The sequence below is a fragment of the Sneathiella sedimenti genome (assembly GCF_017313765.1).
GTDB lineage: Bacteria > Pseudomonadota > Alphaproteobacteria > Sneathiellales > Sneathiellaceae > Sneathiella > Sneathiella sedimenti.
Genome location: NZ_JAFLNC010000005.1, coordinates 128,775 through 147,336, shown reverse-complemented (window position 1 = coordinate 147,336; position 18,562 = coordinate 128,775). Strand labels below are relative to the sequence as shown.

Below are 18,562 nucleotides of genomic sequence, written 5' to 3'. Positions count from 1 at the left end.
AAACAAATAAACTACAGTTTTTATGTCACGTTTTTATCTGCCGCCGCCTCTTTATTAACAGGCACCCGGATTTCCCGGTGTCGTTATTAAAGGAAAAACAATGAAAACTCATGACGTACAATCTGTAGGTATCGCGCGCCCCTTCAAAGAGGTATTTGACTATGTGGCGGAACCAATGAACCTGGTTGAATGGACCAATGCTTTTGCCAGGGCCGATCATCAAAGCGCGGAACTGGTCACGCCACAGGGTAATGTACCAATCGAATTGATTACGCGCACGGATTCCGCTTGTGGTACCGTGGATTGGGAAATGCGATTTCCTGACGGTTCAATCGGCACGGCCTACTCTCGTGTCACACCGGATTCAGACGAGAATTCCATTTTTTCCTTTTTATTGATGGCGCCGCCGGTCCCGCTGGAAATCCTGGAAGGCGCGCTTGCTGAACAGATGAAGACGCTAGAAAAAGAACTGTTGGCGTTGAAAGAAAGGCTGGAGAAGTGATCTTTCTAGATCCGCAAGAAGTTGAGGCGGCGCAGCAGGGAGACCGCGCCGCACTCGACCGCTTACTTCGGTCGGCTGAACGACCGGTCTATAATTTGGCGATACGCTTTCTCGCTCATCCTGCAGATGCAGAGGATGCAACGCAGGAAATTCTGATCCTCATTATAACCAACTTAGGTGCCCTTCGGGAAACAACATCTGCGGGGGCCTGGGCAATGCGTATTGCCTGTCGCCATTTGGTCGGCAGGCGAAAGAAAAGCCGGGTTGAGAAAATGCGCCTGACATTTGAAGGGTTTGCCAAAGATCTGGAACAGGGGCTTTCCGATCCACCTGATGCGATAAATGTAACGCCGGAAACCACCCTTGCAATTGAGGAAATTAAAATCAGCTGTACTTTGGCGGTGCTGACCTGTCTGAGCCGCCCCTTGCGGATAGCTTATGTGCTGGGCGAGATTTTTGAAATGGCAGATAGCGAATCCGCCAGAATACTGGAAATCTCCCCAACCACTTATCGTCAGCGCCTCAAACGTGCCCGCGCGGCGGTAACGGAATTTGTTTCAAACAGCTGCGGGATTGTTGCGCCCCAGGCAGCCTGTCGATGTGAGCGCCGCCTTAACGCAGCGGAAACCACAGGCCGGGTCAAACGAGGTCATCCAATTTTTGACCGATCGACAGAGCAGGAATACGATTTGCCAGAATTGCGTACACACATACGGGCGCTCGAGGAAGGACGGAAGACTGCTGCGCTGATGCGCTCAAATCCGGATTTTAATTCGAAAATCACCGAACTGGTCATCGAACTGACAAAGCCCGGTCTTCATACCAGTTGACCGTCGATTTCCGTTTTCTGCTGGCGGCTGGCCCACCTGACACGGCAGCAGGCGCTAGGCATATTGAGTCCGGCCTGATGTGAAATTGAACTGGGCAGGATGTGAAGTGAGAGAAAAGGAGGCGCAATTCACATGCGCCTCCTTTACTTTCGGGATGGATTATTTACCGCTGAGGATTTGTTCGCGGGCGACGGACATCAGCTCTTCCATCTGGCGGCGGATGCGGTGGTCTGACATTTCGATACTCTGTGCATCGAGGTCGCCGCGGATTTTACGGAAGACGTCTTCGTCGCCTTTCTCTTCCATATCCGAGATAATTACCTCTTTGGTGTAAACTTCTGCCTCTTCACCCGTTTTGCCCATTAGTTCGGCGGCCCAGGCGCCCAGCAACTTGTTTCGGCGTACCGAGATTTTGAATTCCATTTCCTGATCATGGGCAAATTTGCTTTCCTGCCCCTTTTTGCGGTCGTCGAATCCTGACATATCTGTTTCCAGTCCTTAAAATCTTGTTTCAAATCACCAATTCTGTTTCTGGCCTTGCGTTATAGCTAACTTGGTATGTGTCGCCTAGCCCTGCAAGTTAATTTCTGAACTTTATACAACATTTACCTCACAGGAAATGTTGTATTTCCGGTATTTCTGCATTATGTTCCGCTTGCTTTGGCGCCGAGAATTGGGCGACAGGGCCAGACAGCGTTGATCCATTCCCGAATGAAGGCCGTCTGACTATTTTTTCTCTGGCGGATGGCCGCCTTTTCGATGAGTTGGAGTTTATCCATGACCCGACGTAGACGTGTCTACGAAGGCAAGGCAAAAGTTCTCTTTGAAGGCCCGGAATCGGGCACACTGGTACAGTATTTCAAGGATGATGCCACCGCATTCAATGGCGAAAAGAAAGCAACGGTCACCGGCAAGGGTGTTCTGAATAACCGTATTTCGGAATATCTGATGATCAAGCTTGCCGAAATCGGCATTCAAAACCACTTTATCCGCCGCCTCAACATGCGCGAGCAGTTGATCAAGGAGGTCGAGATCATTCCGGTGGAAGTAATTGTCCGCAATATTGCCGCCGGATCAATCTGCACGCGCCTCGGGATTGCCGAAGGTACGCCCCTGCCCCGGCCGATTATCGAATATTGCTTCAAGTCCGATGAACTCAATGACCCGCTGGTGTCTGAAGAGCATATCACGGCGTTTGGCTGGGCAAATCCGCTGGAACTTGACGACATTATGAGCCAGTCGCTCCGGGTGAATGACTTCCTCCTCGGCCTGTTTGCCGGGATCGGCATTCGCCTCGTCGATTTCAAGCTGGAGTTTGGCCGGTATTATGAAGCTGACGAGATGCAGATTATTCTCGCCGACGAAATCAGCCCCGATAACTGCCGCCTGTGGGATGTCGTGACCAACAAGAAACTCGACAAGGACCGTTTCCGCCGTGATCTTGGCGGTGTCGAGGATGCCTATCAGGAAGTTGCGCGTCGTCTCGGGATTATTCCTGAAGGTGGCCCCGGGGATTTACAGGGTACAACCGCAATCCAGTAAAGGCGCATATTTAGCGCCTTTTTTTAAACCTTTAAGAGGACCAGATGAAAGCACGTGTCTATATTTCCTTGAAAAACGGGGTTCTAGATCCGCAGGGGAAGGCGATTTCCCATTCTCTGCAGGGACTTGGCTTCAACAGTGTACTGGATGCCCGCCAGGGCAAGACGATCGATCTGGATCTTGCCGACATGGACCGCGATGCGGCAGCGGCGGAAGTGGAGAAAATGTGCCAACAGCTTCTCGCCAATACAGTAATCGAGAATTATTCCATCGAAATGCTGGATTGACCGGACAGGGAGTTTTGGACAATGAAGGCTGCTGTAATTGTATTTCCCGCCTCCAATTGTGATCGTGATCTGAAAGTTGCCCTGACCCAGGCGATGGGCCGGGAGCCGGATATGGTCTGGCATGGCGAAAGCGAGCTGCCCGAGACGGACCTGATCGCCATTCCCGGCGGGTTTTCCTATGGAGATTACCTCCGGGCGGGTGCCATGGCGGCAAATTCACCGATCATGCGTGAAGTCGTGAAACGGGCCGAGGGCGGAACGCCCGTGCTCGCCATCTGTAACGGGTTCCAGATCGCGACGGAGACAGGCATGTTGCCGGGCGCGCTGCTTCGCAACGCAGGCCAGAAATTTGTCTGCCGCGATGTTGACCTGCTGGTCACCTCGCAGAATGAACGCTTCGTCGGCTGTTTCGAACAGGGCGAAGTTGTCCGCTTTCCCGTCGCCCATCATGACGGAAATTTCTATGCGGATGAGGACAAACTCAATGAGTTGGAGGCCGAGGGTCAGGTGGCCTTCCGCTATGTCACGCCCGACGGGGAACAGACGGCCGAAGCCAATCCCAACGGCTCGCTCAATAATATCGCCGGCATTTATAACAAGGCGGGCAATGTGCTTGGACTGATGCCGCATCCCGAACGGCTGATCTCTGACGAGCTTGGCGGGACCGACGGCAAACGCTTTTTCGATCATCTTGTAAATTCCATTGTTTGAAAATATGACTGAAATTACCAAAGAACTCGTTGCCGAGCATGGCCTGACCGAAGAGGAATATGCGGACGTCCTCAAAATCCTCGGCCGGACGCCCAACCTGACGGAACTCGGGATTTTCTCCGTGATGTGGAGTGAGCATTGCTCCTACAAATCCTCGAAAAAATGGCTGAAAACCCTCCCCACCGAAGCCCCCTGGGTGATCTGCGGGCCCGGTGAGAATGCCGGCGTTATCGATATCGGCGATGGCCAGGCCGCTATTTTCAAGATGGAAAGCCATAACCACCCGTCCTTTATCGAGCCTTATCAGGGCGCGGCGACTGGCGTTGGCGGCATTATGCGCGATGTCTTCACCATGGGCGCCCGCCCCATCGCCAATATGAATGCGCTGCGCTTCGGCCGGCCGGATCATCCGAAAACCGGCCATCTTGTCTCCGGCGTTGTGGCCGGGATCGCGGGCTATGGCAACTGCATGGGCGTGCCGACGGTTGGCGGGGAAACCAATTTCCACGCCTCCTATGACGGAAACATCCTTGTCAACGCCATGACAGTGGGTCTTGCGAATACGGACAACATCTTCTATTCCGCCGCCGCCGGTGTCGGTAACCCGGTTGTCTATGTGGGCTCCAAGACCGGACGCGACGGTATTCACGGTGCGACCATGGCGTCTGCCGAATTCGATGACGACAGCGAGGAGAAACGCCCCACGGTTCAGGTCGGCGATCCCTTCACCGAGAAACTCCTGCTCGAAGCCTGTCTTGAGTTGATGGCGACCGACGCGATCGTTGCCATTCAGGACATGGGCGCGGCGGGCCTTACCTCTTCTTCTTTCGAGATGGCGGACAAGGGTGGCGTCGGCATTGAGCTCAACCTCGATCATGTCCCGATGCGCGAGGAAGGCATGACCCCTTACGAGATCATGCTCTCCGAAAGTCAGGAGCGGATGCTGATGGTCCTGAAACCGGGCCGTGAAGAGGAAGCGCGCAAGATTTTCGAAAAATGGGAGCTTGATTTCTCCGTTATCGGCAAGGTCACTGACACGGGCAGGATGGTGCTCACCATGAATGGCGAAGTGGCTGCCGACCTTCCCGTTGCGCCGCTTGCCGATGCTGCACCGGAGTATGACCGTCCCTGGATCAAGACCCCGCCACCATCTGTCCTGAAGGGTGAGGATGTTCCGGCGCCGAACGATCTTGGTGACGCCCTCCTGAAACTCATGGGATCTTCCGAGATTGCGAGCCGCAGATGGATCTGGGAGCAGTATGACCATATGGTCATGGGCGATACGATCCAGCGACCCGGTGGTGATGCGGCGGTTGTCCGGGTGCATGGCACCCAGAAGGCGCTTGCCATCACAACGGATTGTACCCCGCGCTATTGTTACGCCGACCCGGAGATGGGTGGCGCACAGGCAGTCGCCGAGGCGTGGCGGAATATCACCGCAACTGGCGGCCAGCCGCTTGCAATTACCGACTGCATGAATTTCGGCAACCCACAGCGCCCCGAGATCATGGGGCAGTTCGTCGGCTGTATCGACGGCATGCGACGGGCCTGCACAGCTCTTGATTTCCCGGTGATTTCCGGCAACGTCTCGCTCTATAACGAAACCAACGGCACCGGTATCTATCCCACCCCGGCCATCGGCGGCGTCGGCCTGTTGAAGGATTACTCGAAAATGACCACCCTTGCCTTCAAGGAGGACGGGGATGTGGTCATGCTGATTGGGGATCCGACCGGGGAAATGGGCCAGTCCCTGTATCTGCGCGAGATTGAAGGACGCGAGGATGGTGCGCCGCCAACCGTGGACCTAGAAAAGGAACGCAAGCATGGCGATTACCTGCGGGAGATGATAGACAAGGGACTCGTCACAGCAGCGCATGATATTTCCGACGGCGGACTTGGTGTTGCGCTCGCCGAAATGGCGATTGCGGGAAATATCGGCGCAGAGATCGTCCTGGACACCGAACTGCCGTCCCATGCCGCCCTTTTTGCGGAGGATCAGGCCAGCTATATCCTCACGGTGAAGCCCGATGATGTGGAATTGGTACGGGGATTTGCCCTTGCCGAAGATATTCCCCTACACATAATTGGAACGATCGGTCATACTGATTTGAAAATAGACGGCTCGCTCACCATATCCGTGAGTAAGCTGAAGGATGTACATGCAAAGTGGTTGCCGGACCTTATGTCCCGTCCGGGCAGCGAATAGGAGTTTTATCCATGGCAATGGATGCGAGTGAAATTGAACGGCTTATCAAGGAAGGCATCCCCGATGCCCAGGTGCAAATCACCGATTTGCGCGGCGATGGAGACCATTATGCCGCCATGGTGACGTCCGCCAGCTTTGCCGGGTTGCCGCGGGTTCGCCAGCACCAGATGGTCTATGAGGCGCTGAAAGGGAATATGGGAGAGGCGCTGCACGCCCTCGCCCTGCAAACCTCGGTGCCGGAAGGCCAGTGATTAGTTTTAACATTAAGAAGGATCGATAAATGCTTGATCAAGTAACAAAAGATCGAATTTCCCAGGAAGTTTCTGGAAATGATGTAGTCCTCTTCATGAAGGGCTCCGCGATCTTCCCGCAGTGCGGTTTTTCCGCGACAGCGGTTCAAATCCTGTCCCATCTCGATGTGAAATTCAAAGGCATCGATGTGTTGAGCGATCCCGCCATTCGCGAAGGCATCAAGGAATACAGCCAGTGGCCGACCATTCCACAGCTGTACGTCAAAGGTGAGTTCGTTGGCGGTTGTGACATCATGCGCGAAATGTTCGAAACCGGCGAGTTGCAGGAAATTTTCGAACAGAAGCAGGTGACCCGGGCGTCGGCGTAATTTACGCCGCGTCGTGATCCGCTAGTTTCCGAGCCGATAAGATGGAGCGATTGATTCTCGCCCTTGTCGCGCTCCTGCCCGAGTCCTTCTTCAGTCTCTGCTACGGCTTGAAGCCGATCATTATCGATGGCCAGAAACTGAACAGCAAGGTTCGTCTTCTCTGCGATATCGACCGTAAAACGGCGACTCCGGTCCGTGACACGCCGGTTGAGACGACCCGTGCCAATATGGAACGACTGGCGGGCGCTCTGGCCGGGAAAAAGCCAAGGCTTAAGGCTATCCGCGATATTGAAATTCCGGCGGATTTCGGCCCGATTGCGGCCCGGCTGTATAAACCGACCGACGATCCCTCCCTTCCCGTTCTTGTCTATTATCATGGTGGCGGCTATATCCGGGGTTCGCTGTACAGCCATGACGGGCTATGCGCGCGCCTGGCAAAATATGGCGGTTTCGCCGTGCTCTCCGTCGACTATCGCCTGGCCCCGGAAAACAGATTCCCGGCCGCCGTTGATGATGCGATTGCCGCCTTTGACTGGACCGTCCAACAGGGCGCGGACTATGGTCTTGATCCCGCAAAGGTTGCCGTCGGCGGCGACAGTTCGGGCGGGTGTTTGGCGGCGGCAGTGGCGCAACAGGCGAAACTGCGTGGCGGTGCAATGCCGTTTTTCCAGATGCTGCTCTATCCCTCGCTGGATGCACATCTCACCGCGAAGAGCTATCAGCTGTTCGAGGATGGATTTTTTCTTACCTATGACCGCATCCGCGATTACCGCGACTTGTATCTCAATAACGCGTCCGAACGGGATGATTACCGCGCGTCTCCGCTGCTCAATCCGGATCTGGCGGGACTGCCCCCTGCCCTGATCATCACGGCGGGGTTTGATCCGCTCCGCGATGAGGCGGAGAGCTATGGCAAGGCGTTGCAGGCGGCAGGTGTCGGGGTGGGAACGGTACGCTTTCCCAGCATGGTGCATGGCTTTATGTCGATGACAGCGTTATTGCCGCATGCCGAAAAGGCCGTCCACCAGGCGGCGGACGCCCTTCGCCATGTCTTTACCGGCGAGTGATCAGGCCGCGTCTTCTTCCCCACCGACCTTCTGGGCCAGCGCAGCGGCGAGATAGTCATCGAGGTCACCGTCGAGTACGCCTTGTGCGTTCCCCTTCTCAACCCCGGTGCGGAGGTCCTTCACCATCTGGTAAGGATGCAGCACGTAGGAGCGAATCTGGTGTCCCCAGCCGATATCCGTCTGTCCGTCCCGCGTTTCCTGCGCTTCCGCCTCGCGCTTTTGCAGCTCGAGTTCATAGAGCCGTGATTTCAGCATCTTCATCGCTTCTGCGCGGTTTTTATGCTGGGAGCGGTCATTCTGGCACTGGACAACCACATTCGTTGGAATATGGGTAATACGGATGGCGGACTCGGTCCGGTTCACATGCTGTCCACCGGCGCCGGAGGCCCGGTAGGTATCGATGCGGAGGTCTTTTTCGTCGATCTCGACCTCGATATTGTCGTCGATCACGGGATAAACGCCGACAGAGCAAAAGCTCGTATGGCGGCGTGCATTGGAATCAAAGGGCGAGATCCGTACCAGCCGATGGACGCCACTTTCGGTCTTGAGCCAGCCATAGGCGTTTTCACCCGACACCTCGATGGTGACGGATTTGATACCTGCCTCTTCCCCGGCGCTTTCTTCCAGAATCTTAACCTTGTAGCCATGCTGGTCGGCCCAACGCATATACATCCGGAGGACCATCTGCGTCCAGTCCTGCGATTCGGTGCCGCCAGCGCCAGAATGAACTTCCACATAACAGTCATTGGCATCTACTTCGCCCGACAGCATACTTTCCAGACGCCGCCGATTGACTTCGCTCAGCAGGGATTTCAGGCTTTCCTCCGCCTCTGAAACCGTTTCCTCATCCTCCTCCTCTTCGGCGAGGGCGATAAGTTCACAGTTATCTTCCAGTTCCTGATTGATGCGGTTATAGGCATTGAGCGCCCCTTCAAGGGAGGTTCTCTCGCGCATCAGGGCCTGTGCCTTGGTGGCATCATTCCATAGGTCGGGATCCTCGACGAGGGAGTTCAGCTCTTCCAGACGACGGGTTGCATTTTCCCAGTCAAAGATACCTCCTCAGCAGGGCCATTCCCTGCTTGATTTCATCGACTATCGACTGGTGTTCTGCACGCATTCTTCACTCCAACAACGGTAAAATTTCTCGCGGGAAGGTAATCTGAATTTTCTGATCAGTAAAGCCCACCTGTGCCGGACCGGACCGCCTTTTCGGGGACCGTCCCGGTGGTGACAGGGGAAATGCCGCTTTCGGATCCATCCAGGACGCCATTGGTGGTCAGCCTGCTCGTCGTGGTCTTGAAGGCTTCCAGAATGACATTCTTGTCACCGCGTTCGGCCGGCTCGCCAGTCTGCCCGTTGATCCGGACAAGACGAATACCCTCGGGCACCCGGAAAGGTGTTGCGGGCTGGTCTTTCAGGATCTCGGCCATGAAATCGCGGAATATTGGCGCGGCAACGGACGCCCCCCCTTCTTTCTGGCCAAGGCTTTGCGGTGTATCAAAGCCGACATAGATGCCGACCGCGAGATCGGGCGAGAACCCCATGAACCAGGTATCGTTGGCATCGTTGGTGGTGCCGGTCTTGCCGGCGAGCGGCTTGCCGATCACGCTGACGGCCCGTCCGGTGCCCCGCTCAACCACGCCTTCGAGCATGGAGACGACCTGATAGGCGGTTGTCGCCGGCAGGATCTGCTCGCGATTATCCGGAAGCTGCGGTTCCTCCTGGCCGTTCCAGGCCTCTACATTGCAGCCCTCACAGGGGCGCTTGTCATGACGGTATATCGTCTTGCCGCGGCGATCCTGTACCCGGTCGATCAAGGTCGGGGTGATTTTCTTGCCGCCATTGACCAGTTCCGCATAGGCCGTGGTGAGCTTCAGCAGGGTCGTCTCGCCGGCGCCAAGCGACATGGACAGAGCCGGCATCAGGTTGTCTGTAATGCCAAAGCGCCGGGCATAATCGACAATCGGGTCCATGCCGATGGCGCGGGCAAGCCGCACGGTCATCAGGTTCCGCGATTTTTCAATGCCAAGACGGAGCGTGCTCGGCCCGTAGAAGCGGTTGGTGTAGTTGGACGGTTTCCAGCGGTCCCCGTTTGGCTGGGTCAGCACGAAGGGGCCGTCCATCACCTTGTCCGCAGGCGTAAAGCCATTATCGAGTGCCGCGGCGTAGACAAAGGGCTTGAAGGCGGAACCGGGCTGGCGATAGGCCTGTACTGCGCGATTGAACTCTGACGATTCCGGGCTCCAACCGCCAACAATGGCATACACGCGACCGGTATGCGGATCCATCGCGACAAGACCACCGGAAACTTTCGGAATCTGTTCGAGGCTGAACAGCTTTTCCGTCGCTTTCGCCCCTTCCTTGGGGGCGACCGCAATGATATCCCCCACCTTGACGACATCGGACGGCTGCTTGATGGCCGGCCCCTTCTTGTCCTCATCGATAAATTTGCGGGCCCAGGTCATATCCTCCAGCAGGATGCGGCCTTTCGAGGTATCGGGAAAGCCGATTGTGGCGGCTTCCTTATCCAGCTCCAGCACGACCGCGATATACCAGTCGCCAAGACCTTTGGGCCGCGGAAACTGAATCAGCCGGACAGTCCAGTCCTCGCCGACCTCAATCGTTGAGAGCGGTCCGCGCCACCCGTGCCGGCGGTCATATGTGCGAAGCCCGTTGCGCAACGCCTGTTCGCCAATCTGCTGCATCGATGTCTGCATGGTGGTGCGCACCGACAGACCGCCATCATAGAGCGCTTTCTCGCCATAGACGTCGTAAAGCTCGCGCCGGACCTGCTCGACAAACCATTCGGCCTGGATAACCTCGGCATCCCCCCCCTTGCGGGCGAGAAGCGGCATCGCGAGAGCCTCGTCCGCCTGCTCCGGGGTGATATAGTTATCTTCCAGCATCCGGCCGATGACATAATTGCGGCGCTGAACCGCGCGTTCAGGATAACGGAACGGGTTGTAGTTGTTGGGGGCTTTGGGAAGGGCGGCCAGATAGGCCGCCTCGGCAATGGTCAGGCGATCCAGCGGCTTGTCGAAATAATAGAGCGCTGCCGCCGCCACGCCATAGGCGCGATGGCCGAGATAGATTTCATTGAGATACAGCTCCAGCACCTGGTCCTTGCTGAGGGCGCGATTGATCCGCATCGCCAGAATGGCTTCCTTGGCCTTGCGTTCATAGGACACTTCATTCGTCAGCAGCATGTTTTTCGCCACCTGCTGCGTAATGGTGGAGGCGCCTACTGGCCGGCGCCCCATGCCTATATTCTTGAGATTTGTGATGGCCGCGCGGGCAATGCCCTTAAAATCGACACCGGGATGGTCGTAGTAGTCCTGGTCCTCCGCCGCGATGAAGGCCTGCTTGACGAATTCCGGGATGGTCTCGATGGGCACGAACAGACGCCTTTGAGTCGCATATTCCGCAATCAAGCTGCCATCCGCGGCATGGACGCGCGTCATTACCGGCGGCTCATACTCGGTGAGCTGGTCATATTCCGGCAGTCCCTTGCCAAAGTGATAAAGGCCGTAGCCAACCGCTCCGACGGCAATGACTCCGAAGAAAATCACCAGGGCAAAGCAGAGAAAGAGAAATTTCGCAAAGCGATTCATAAGCTAACTAATCTCAAAATACATATTCATTCTGTGAATATAGAACAGATTCGGTTTTTTTCAGGCAGAAAATATGACTTTTCGGAAATCCGGTCCCTGATCACATCCAATTCAGGGATCAACCGTTTCAAAATACCGGTCGATTGCATTGGCAATGGCTTGCGCCAGACGATGTTGTCCCGAGCTTGATTTCAGGATTTTCTCATCTTCACTGTTCGACAGATACCCAAGCTCGACCAGAACGGAGGGTACGTCCGGTGCCTTCAGCACACGAAACCCGGCAAAACGATGGGATCGGCCACGGGTTTGCATGCCCGATTTGGCAATTTCCGGGATGATCATCTCGGCAAACTTAACCGAAAAATTCATCGTCTCGCGCTGTGCAAGATCGATCAGGATTCCCTGCACCGTATCGTCCTGTACACTCATGTCGACACCGGCGATCAGGTCGGACTTGTTCTCGGCCTTGGCCAGTTCCGCCGCTTCGTCATCGGACGCGTTTTCAGACAGGGTATAAACCGCGGCGCCCCGGAAATTGGGGCGGCCAATCGAATCGGCATGGATCGAGACAAAAAGATCCGCCGCGGCGTGCCGCCCGACGGACACCCTCTCGCGCAGGCTCAGGAAGGTATCGTCATCCCGGGTCAAGATTACATTGTACTTCTTGTTCTTCGACAGGATGTCATACATGCGCTTGGCAACACCGAGGGTAATCTTCTTTTCATAGACCCCGCTCTTTCCAATGGCGCCGGGATCAATCCCGCCATGTCCGGCATCGATTACAATGGTATGCTTGCGGCTAGTGGGCGTTGGTTCCGGCGCAAGGATGGCGACCTGCGTGTTTTGCTGTTGCTTGCGTCGTGCCGCCAGTTCCTGCCGGAAGCTTGCGTCATCGGTTTCCTGAATATCGATGAAGAACCGGTAGGGCTTGCCCGAGGACGGCGGCAGAACCACCGTCCGGAGGATTTTTACCGGCCGGCCTACATCCAGTACGACGCGGGAGGTATCTTTCTTGAACAGCCCGAATCGATAGTTCTCGACCAGTCCCTTCTTGCGGCTCGCATTTTCGTCCGCCAGCCAATTGAGCTCCGGTAAATCGATGACGATCCGGTAGGGGTCGGCCAGCAGGAAAACATCATATTGAGGGGCGGCGCTCAGTTCCAGCACGAAACGGGTCTTGTCCTCATGCTGACCCAGACGGGCCGAGGAGACATCGATGGTCGGCGCCGCAACGGCGGGAACCGACAAGCCGGTTCCGACAACCAAGAGGCAGGCCGTCAAGACACATCGGAAAAAGCGATTGACCATATCCATATCCGGTTCACATAAATTTTACGATATCGTTTTGACGACCACGCGTTCGCCGAACGGGGTTAAATTAACGACTTCGGCGCCTCTTATCAATGCATGGCGCTCTTTTATCGGGAATATTTTTTATCCGCCCCTCATTATTCACTTGGTATGTCAGTCATATTGAAGGTATCATAGTAACGTGAGTTCCTGTGGTCAGTCCCATACTCATATATATGAGATAGGGCGGCGCCGTTATCGACAGCTTTTGCAGGCATTGAAAAATTTCAATCCCCGGAGCGTCTGATGGCAGCGCTTAAGACAATGCAGTGAAAATAGGTGAAACAGAAATCGTCCCAGCCCTCAATGTTGAGGGCGGATTAAGGCAGCCAAAGACTCAGACCGGACCGGTTGGCGGGTTGGAAAAACGTTTTGTCAATTGAAAACGTGGCGCCGACGATTTCCACAGACATAGGCTGGTGTTCTTTTACTCATAGGAAGGGCATCCAGTCACGGAGCTAAGTATGGCTACGCGCATGCTGATCGACGCGTCTCACGAAGAAGAGACACGCGTCGTAATAGTTAAAGGTACCCGTCTCGAAGAATTTGATTATGAGACGGCTTCAAGAAAACAACTTAAAGGCAATATCTACCTTGCCAAAGTAACACGGGTAGAACCCTCCCTTCAGGCGGCTTTTGTCGAATATGGCGGTAATCGCCACGGCTTCCTCCCCTTCAATGAAATTCATCCCGATTATTACCAGGTGCCGATTTCCGACCGCGAAGTCCTGATTGAACAGGAAGCTGCGGCCGAACGGGAAGCGAGCGATCTGGAGGATGCGGAAATTGACGGTACCGCCGTTAATGCAAAGGCCGCTGCGACGGATGACGATGACGCCGAAGAGACGGAGGCCATGACGGACTCTGCCCCTCACGCCGACGATGACGACGATGACGGTGTTGTCGACTATGCGGATGACACGGGCGGCGGTCTTGAGGTCGTTGACAGGGGCGACAATGATATTGTCGAGAACCTCGGTGGTGAGGATGATGTCGATGACCGGCGCGTTGCGCCGCCACGCCGCAACTACAAAATACAGGAAGTGATCAAGCGGCGGCAGATCCTGCTGGTGCAGGTGGTCAAGGAAGAGCGCGGCAACAAGGGCGCGGCGCTTACAACCTATATCTCCCTGCCCGGCCGCTACAGCGTGCTGATGCCGAACACCGGCCGCGGCGGCGGTATCAGCCGCAAGATCAGCAATCCTGCGGACCGCAAGCGCCTCAAGAAGATCGCAAACGAGCTGGAAGTCCCTGATGGGATCGGCGTTATTATCCGTACCGCGGGCCTCAGCCGGACCAAGGTCGAGATCAAGCGCGACTATGAATTCCTGATGCGTCTCTGGGACGATATCCGGGAGCTGACACTCAAATCCATTGCCCCCCATTGCGTCTATGAAGAAGCGAACCTCATCAAGCGCAGCATTCGCGATCTCTACGACAAGGAGATCAGCGAGGTTCTGGTTGAGGGCGATAATGGCTACAAGCTGGCGAAGGACTTCATGCGCAAGTTGATGCCAAGCCATGCGAAAAAGGTCCAGCCCTACAAGGACAAGATCCCCCTCTTCCATCGGTTCCAGGTGGAGCAGCAGTTTGCGTCCATGTATCACCCGGAAGTGCAGCTTAAATCCGGCGGCTATATTGTTATCAACCCGACGGAAGCGCTTGTTTCCATCGACGTCAACTCCGGCAAGGCCACGCGGGAGCGCAATGTCGAGGATACGGCAACCAAAACCAATCTGGAAGCGGCGGAGGAAATTGCCCGTCAATTGCGCCTGCGCGATCTTGCCGGCCTGATCGTCATCGACTTTATCGATATGGACGACAACCGCAACAATCGCGCGGTGGAACGACGGATGAAGGATTGCCTGAAATCCGATCGTGCTCGTATCCAGGTCGGCCGGATCAGCCCGTTCGGCCTGATGGAAATGTCACGCCAGCGGTTGCGCCCAAGCTTCCTGGAAACCAGTACGACGATGTGCCACACCTGTGGTGGTTCGGGCTTTGTCCGCTCCATCGAGTCGACGGCGCTACTGATTATCCGCACGCTGGAAGAAGAAGGCGTGCGCGAAAGAAGCGCGAAAATTACCGTTGCGGTTCATACGGATGTGGCAATTTACCTGCTTAACCAGAAGCGGGCCGTCATTCAGGAACTGGAAAATCTTTATGGCATGACGATCCTGATCACAGCTGATCCGATGTCTAACATGAACGACTACAAGATTGAGCGGGAAAAAGGCAAGCCGGGTGATCTGACACCAGTCACGCGCGAAGTAACGTCTGCCTACGTCGGCACAATCGATGAAGAGGAAGCCGAGAAACCTGCAAGCGAGTCTGCGGGTGAAGAGGATGGCACGGCGACAAAACGCCGTCGGCGCCGTCGTCGGCGGAAGCCTCGTGACGAGAATGCGCCGCAGGAAGCAAATGCCGAGGAGCAATCCGGCGAGAGCCCTGCAGCCCCGTCTGCGGGCAGTGAAGAGGACGTTGAAACGGGCGAGCCCAAACGCCGTCGTCGTGGCAAACGCGGCGGTCGCCGTCGCTCGCGCAATGCCTCCTCCGAGGAGCAGCAGACACAGGACGGAACCACCGTCGAGACTAACAGCGGTTCCGACGGATCCGACGAGGCTGCGGCTATTCCCGCCACGGTAAATGTCGATGAGACGAGCGAGACTGCAGGCGTTCCTGACGTCACGCCGGAAGCAGACGCGGTTGCGGCACCTGATGCCCCTGTATCTGCTGAAGAGACAGAGGTTGCGGAAGTCGCGGAAAAGAAACCGCGTCGTTCCCGTCGCAAGCCCAAATCTGACGAGGTGAAAGCCGAGGACGAGGCGAGCGAGTCACCGGAAACGGCGGAGAGTTCTACCGAGACAACCGATGAGCAGGCGGAGGCGCCGAAAAAGGCACCGGTCCGTCGTCGGAGAGCAGCCAAGAAAGAGGAAGTCCCGGCAGCGGAACCCGTAGAATCGGAAACCGTGGCGGAAACGCCTTCCGAACCTGCCTCTCCTGCCCCTGCCGAGGAAAGCCCGGAAGTGGAAGTCGCTGAAAAGCCGGTTTCCGTAACTCTGGTGACCGAGCAGGCCGCAGAAGAAACCGTCGTCGAGAAAAAGCCCAAACGCAGCGGCTGGTGGCGGCGCGGCTAGGCTTTGATCAGACCATGAGATGATAAAAAGGGAGCTTATTGGCTCCCTTTTTTAATGCCGGGCCAGTCCTTCAGCCGTTCAACGGCCTGTTCGATGGTGGCTGTCGATCCGGCAAAGGAAAAGCGGACATATCCGTTGCCCCGATGGGGATCGAAATCGAGCCCGGGGGTCGCCGCAACGCCTGTCTCGTTCAGCATTTTTTTACAGAACGCTACCGAGTCATTGGTGAAATCCCGTACATCCGCATAGACATAGAACGCACCATCGGCGGCGGCCAGCCGCGAGAGGCCGAATTTTGGTAATTCACGCAACAGGATTTCCCGGTTGCGAGCGTAAGCCCTGACATTTTCCTCCATCTCGTCCCGACACTCGAACGCGGAGATGGCGGCATACTGGCTGAGCGCGGGCGGTGAGATAAAGAGGTTCTGCGCGAGTTTCTCGATTGTGCTGACCAGCCGCTCGGGCACGATCATCCAGCCGAGCCGCCAGCCGGTCATGGAGAAATATTTGGAGAAGGAATTGATAATAATCGCCTCGTCCGTCAGTTCCAGTGCGGTGGTCGCCGGCTCATCATAGGTGATGCCGTGATATATCTCGTCGGAGATGAACTGCAATCCATGTTCCTGGCAGTAATCGATTAGTGCCGCCAGTTCGTCCTTCTTGATCATGGTGCCAGTGGGGTTCGACGGGCTGGCAACAAGTAATCCGGCAATAGGGTCCGTCAGCGTGTCGATCAGGTCCGGGGTCGGCTGGAAATTTGTCGCCTCCTGACAGGGCAAGCCGACGGGCACGAGATCGAGTGAAGTGAGAATATTGCGATAAGCAGGATAGCCTGGTTCGGCGAGCACGATACCGTCGCCCTTTTCAAAGGCGGAGAGGAAGGTCAGGAGAAAGCCGCCGGATGACCCGGTGGTCACGACAACCCGTTCCATCGGCACGTCGATGCCGTAAAAATCCTTATAGTGGCGGGCGATCGCTTCGCGCAGCGGCGCAATGCCGAGTGCATCCGTATAGCCGATCTGCTGATTCTCCAGCGCGTCCTTCGCGGCGGCCAGCACTTTCGACGGCGCAGGTGTACCCGGTTGTCCCACTTCCATATGAAAGACCTCCCCGCCCTGCTGTTCGCGCAGGTTCGCGGCTTTCAGAACTTCCATGGCGATAAAGGGGCTGATTTCCCGGCCCGGCTTGCGTGTCATGTTTCTACCTTCGGATTGTCGTTATCAGTTTTCGATCAGAGACAGGCCGTAACCCCGTGGATCATGGCGGGAGATACAGTTGAAGACCTTGCCGTCCCGGCAATAGACCGCGTTGACGGCGGCCAGACGGTCAACTTCCACCATCACCGGGAAGTCGGTTGCCAGGCTGTTCACGTCCGTGTCCGCCATGGAGCTTTCATAGAGCAGCGGGAGTCCCTCGCCCATGGTAAAGAGCCGCGCGGAATCCATGGCCGGATCGAGCGCGCTGCCCTTGGCAAATACATTGAGGGCCGTCGCAACAGAGGCGACGGTTGCCGCCGCACCGCCCGTCGCCGCGCCGCCATAGTAGAAATCCTTGTTCGGGATATTGACGATCAGTAGCGGAGAGGACGGAAACTCCCGGCGTTCCGGTGGCAGGTTCCCGGCCATGACAATGCCGGTTATTTCGCCCATATAGCCACTGCCGAACGGCGCACCGAGACCGACGACACAGGCCACCGCGCCACCCTGGTTATCCGCGGTGACAAAAGAGGTGGTGCCATGGCTGATAAAGGGCGAGATGCCGCGCGTCTCGGAGAAGACAGCCGCCGTGGCCTTGGCGATTTCACTCTGGGGAATTGCGACATCGATACCGAGAAGGCCCTTACCGTCAAAGAGTGATTTCCACAGTTTGCGGTAAATATCGCCCGACGGGCCAGCGGAAACGCCGGCCATATTGTTATCGACGCGGAAGCTTTGGGCGTCGAGCCAGACCGGCTTGAAATTAAGCATGTCTGAAATTTGCACCTTGCCACCGGCAGCGCGCGAATCCTCGATAAAGGTGCGCGCCCAGTTGCCGCTGTAGAAGGAGGCCCCGCCTTCAGAACGCAAGGCCGACAACAGGCTGGCGAGGCGGATCTGGCGGATTTTCGTGCCCTCTGCCACAAACTCTCCATCTTTATCCATGAATATGCTCTGGAGATTGTAGTCGAGGAGAAGCTGATCCTTGTTCAGGACCATAGCCATATGCTGGGCACGGGAAAGCGGCTGGCCGAAATTGGCGATTTTCTCGGCCGGGGACAGAAGCTGCGACCATTCAAGCTTGCCGTAACGCGCCTGCAACGCCGCCATGCCCCGGATATTGCCGGGTATGGAGATCGAACCGCCGCCAGCCGGGGCGCGATTGAAGAATTGGAGGTTCTCGAGTTTATTCGTTTTGGTGTCATAGACAATGCACTCACCGCCACCCCCAAGGGATGCAGCAACCGGATAGGTAACGGCAAGGGTGAAGTAAAGGGCGGTTGCCGCATCCGCCGCGGTGCCGCCGGAGGAGAGAATATCCTCCGCGACGAGGGTCGCGCGCGGTTCATCGGACGCCGCACCACCGAGATTTCCCTCGACATTGCCAATTTCACCGACGGGAACACTCGGGCCGCTACAGGCGCTGAGAGCGATCGGCGCAAGACATGCGAGGGAGAACAATCTAACCTTCCATTGACGGGCGCGGCCGCAATTCCTAGTTTGA

At 56.3% G+C, this 18,562-nt stretch carries 16 protein-coding genes; 10 read left to right on the top strand and 6 right to left on the bottom strand.

Going from position 1 to position 18,562, the window contains the following annotated elements; all coding sequences use genetic code 11:
* The first annotated feature begins 100 nt into the window (after nucleotides 1–100).
* Both J0X12_RS14735 and J0X12_RS14730 read left to right on the top strand, forming a co-directional pair.
* Nucleotides 101–502 (top strand): SRPBCC family protein, encoded by a 402-nt coding sequence (locus J0X12_RS14735; protein WP_207047184.1) that lies wholly within the window; start codon nucleotides 101–103, stop codon nucleotides 500–502.
* Entirely contained in the window at nucleotides 499–1,332 is an 834-nt protein-coding gene (locus tag J0X12_RS14730) for a sigma-70 family RNA polymerase sigma factor (protein WP_207047182.1), read from the top strand. Before J0X12_RS14735 ends, J0X12_RS14730 begins: the two co-directional genes overlap by 4 nt.
* Nucleotides 1,333–1,491: 159 nt before the next feature.
* Here the strand turns inward: J0X12_RS14730 and J0X12_RS14725 are convergent, their stop codons facing one another.
* The gene (locus tag J0X12_RS14725) at nucleotides 1,492–1,815 is read right to left on the bottom strand and encodes a DUF1476 domain-containing protein (protein WP_207047180.1); all 324 of its coding nucleotides are present in this window, start codon (nucleotides 1,813–1,815) and stop codon (nucleotides 1,492–1,494) included.
* Between the two features lie 294 nt (nucleotides 1,816–2,109).
* Between J0X12_RS14725 and purC the strand changes: the two genes are divergently transcribed.
* The 7 genes from purC to J0X12_RS14690 are packed head-to-tail and all read left to right on the top strand — an operon-like array spanning nucleotide 2,110 to nucleotide 7,764.
* A complete protein-coding gene (gene purC, locus J0X12_RS14720) occupies nucleotides 2,110–2,874 on the top strand; it encodes a phosphoribosylaminoimidazolesuccinocarboxamide synthase (RefSeq protein ID WP_207047178.1) in 765 nt (254 codons plus the stop codon).
* A gap of 44 nt (nucleotides 2,875–2,918) precedes the next feature.
* A complete protein-coding gene (gene purS, locus J0X12_RS14715; protein WP_207047176.1) occupies nucleotides 2,919–3,161 on the top strand; it encodes a phosphoribosylformylglycinamidine synthase subunit PurS in 243 nt (80 codons plus the stop codon).
* A 21-nt stretch (nucleotides 3,162–3,182) separates the two neighbouring features.
* Nucleotides 3,183–3,872 (top strand): phosphoribosylformylglycinamidine synthase subunit PurQ, encoded by a 690-nt coding sequence (purQ, locus tag J0X12_RS14710; RefSeq protein ID WP_207047174.1) that lies wholly within the window; start codon nucleotides 3,183–3,185, stop codon nucleotides 3,870–3,872.
* Nucleotides 3,873–3,876: 4 nt separating this feature from the next.
* Entirely contained in the window at nucleotides 3,877–6,078 is a 2,202-nt protein-coding gene (purL, locus tag J0X12_RS14705; RefSeq protein WP_207047172.1) for a phosphoribosylformylglycinamidine synthase subunit PurL, read from the top strand.
* Nucleotides 6,079–6,089: 11 nt separating this feature from the next.
* Nucleotides 6,090–6,329, top strand: a complete 240-nt coding sequence (locus J0X12_RS14700; RefSeq protein WP_207047170.1) for a BolA family protein — start codon at nucleotides 6,090–6,092, stop codon at nucleotides 6,327–6,329.
* A 29-nt stretch (nucleotides 6,330–6,358) separates the two neighbouring features.
* Nucleotides 6,359–6,697, top strand: a complete 339-nt coding sequence (grxD, locus tag J0X12_RS14695; RefSeq protein WP_207047168.1) for a Grx4 family monothiol glutaredoxin — start codon at nucleotides 6,359–6,361, stop codon at nucleotides 6,695–6,697.
* A 41-nt stretch (nucleotides 6,698–6,738) separates the two neighbouring features.
* Nucleotides 6,739–7,764: an alpha/beta hydrolase gene (locus J0X12_RS14690; RefSeq protein WP_207047166.1), complete on the top strand. Its 1,026-nt coding sequence runs from the start codon at nucleotides 6,739–6,741 to the stop codon at nucleotides 7,762–7,764.
* On the opposite strand, the gene prfB is transcribed toward J0X12_RS14690, so the two are convergent.
* The 3 genes from prfB to J0X12_RS14675 all read right to left on the bottom strand — a co-directional run bounded on the left by prfB (nucleotide 7,765) and on the right by J0X12_RS14675 (nucleotide 12,683).
* A protein-coding gene (gene prfB / locus J0X12_RS14685) for a peptide chain release factor 2 (protein WP_207047164.1) occupies nucleotides 7,765–8,881 on the bottom strand; the annotation gives its coding sequence in 2 pieces (ribosomal slippage) (nucleotides 7,765–8,811 and nucleotides 8,813–8,881; 1,116 coding nt in all).
* 55 nt (nucleotides 8,882–8,936) lie between these two features.
* A complete protein-coding gene (locus tag J0X12_RS14680; RefSeq protein WP_207047162.1) occupies nucleotides 8,937–11,375 on the bottom strand; it encodes a penicillin-binding protein 1A in 2,439 nt (812 codons plus the stop codon).
* Nucleotides 11,376–11,486: 111 nt separating this feature from the next.
* Nucleotides 11,487–12,683, bottom strand: a complete 1,197-nt coding sequence (locus J0X12_RS14675; protein ID WP_207047159.1) for an N-acetylmuramoyl-L-alanine amidase — start codon at nucleotides 12,681–12,683, stop codon at nucleotides 11,487–11,489.
* A gap of 506 nt (nucleotides 12,684–13,189) precedes the next feature.
* On the opposite strand from J0X12_RS14675, the gene J0X12_RS14670 reads away from it, so the two are divergent.
* On the top strand, nucleotides 13,190–15,862 hold the full coding sequence (locus J0X12_RS14670; protein WP_207047157.1) for an Rne/Rng family ribonuclease: 2,673 nt from the start codon (nucleotides 13,190–13,192) through the stop codon (nucleotides 15,860–15,862).
* A 35-nt stretch (nucleotides 15,863–15,897) separates the two neighbouring features.
* Here the strand turns inward: J0X12_RS14670 and J0X12_RS14665 are convergent, their stop codons facing one another.
* Together J0X12_RS14665 and J0X12_RS14660 are read right to left on the bottom strand one after the other, a co-directional pair.
* Nucleotides 15,898–17,058, bottom strand: coding sequence for a pyridoxal phosphate-dependent aminotransferase (locus J0X12_RS14665; RefSeq protein WP_207047155.1), 1,161 nt, complete (start codon nucleotides 17,056–17,058; stop codon nucleotides 15,898–15,900).
* A 24-nt stretch (nucleotides 17,059–17,082) separates the two neighbouring features.
* A complete protein-coding gene (locus J0X12_RS14660; protein WP_207047153.1) occupies nucleotides 17,083–18,519 on the bottom strand; it encodes a gamma-glutamyltransferase in 1,437 nt (478 codons plus the stop codon).
* Nucleotides 18,520–18,562 lie beyond the last annotated feature (43 nt).

Coding starts and splice junctions, on each gene's coding strand:
- J0X12_RS14680 (WP_207047162.1), bottom strand. CDS start 11,375: ATGAATCGCTTTGCGAAATTTCTCTTTCTCTGCTTTGCCCTGGTGATT.
- J0X12_RS14675 (WP_207047159.1), bottom strand. CDS start 12,683: ATGGTCAATCGCTTTTTCCGATGTGTCTTGACGGCCTGCCTCTTGGTT.
- J0X12_RS14670 (WP_207047157.1), top strand. CDS start 13,190: ATGGCTACGCGCATGCTGATCGACGCGTCTCACGAAGAAGAGACACGC.
- grxD (WP_207047168.1), top strand. CDS start 6,359: ATGCTTGATCAAGTAACAAAAGATCGAATTTCCCAGGAAGTTTCTGGA.
- J0X12_RS14665 (WP_207047155.1), bottom strand. CDS start 17,058: ATGACACGCAAGCCGGGCCGGGAAATCAGCCCCTTTATCGCCATGGAA.
- purL (WP_207047172.1), top strand. CDS start 3,877: ATGACTGAAATTACCAAAGAACTCGTTGCCGAGCATGGCCTGACCGAA.
- purS (WP_207047176.1), top strand. CDS start 2,919: ATGAAAGCACGTGTCTATATTTCCTTGAAAAACGGGGTTCTAGATCCG.
- J0X12_RS14725 (WP_207047180.1), bottom strand. CDS start 1,815: ATGTCAGGATTCGACGACCGCAAAAAGGGGCAGGAAAGCAAATTTGCC.
- purQ (WP_207047174.1), top strand. CDS start 3,183: ATGAAGGCTGCTGTAATTGTATTTCCCGCCTCCAATTGTGATCGTGAT.
- J0X12_RS14690 (WP_207047166.1), top strand. CDS start 6,739: ATGGAGCGATTGATTCTCGCCCTTGTCGCGCTCCTGCCCGAGTCCTTC.
- purC (WP_207047178.1), top strand. CDS start 2,110: ATGACCCGACGTAGACGTGTCTACGAAGGCAAGGCAAAAGTTCTCTTT.
- J0X12_RS14700 (WP_207047170.1), top strand. CDS start 6,090: ATGGCAATGGATGCGAGTGAAATTGAACGGCTTATCAAGGAAGGCATC.
- J0X12_RS14735 (WP_207047184.1), top strand. CDS start 101: ATGAAAACTCATGACGTACAATCTGTAGGTATCGCGCGCCCCTTCAAA.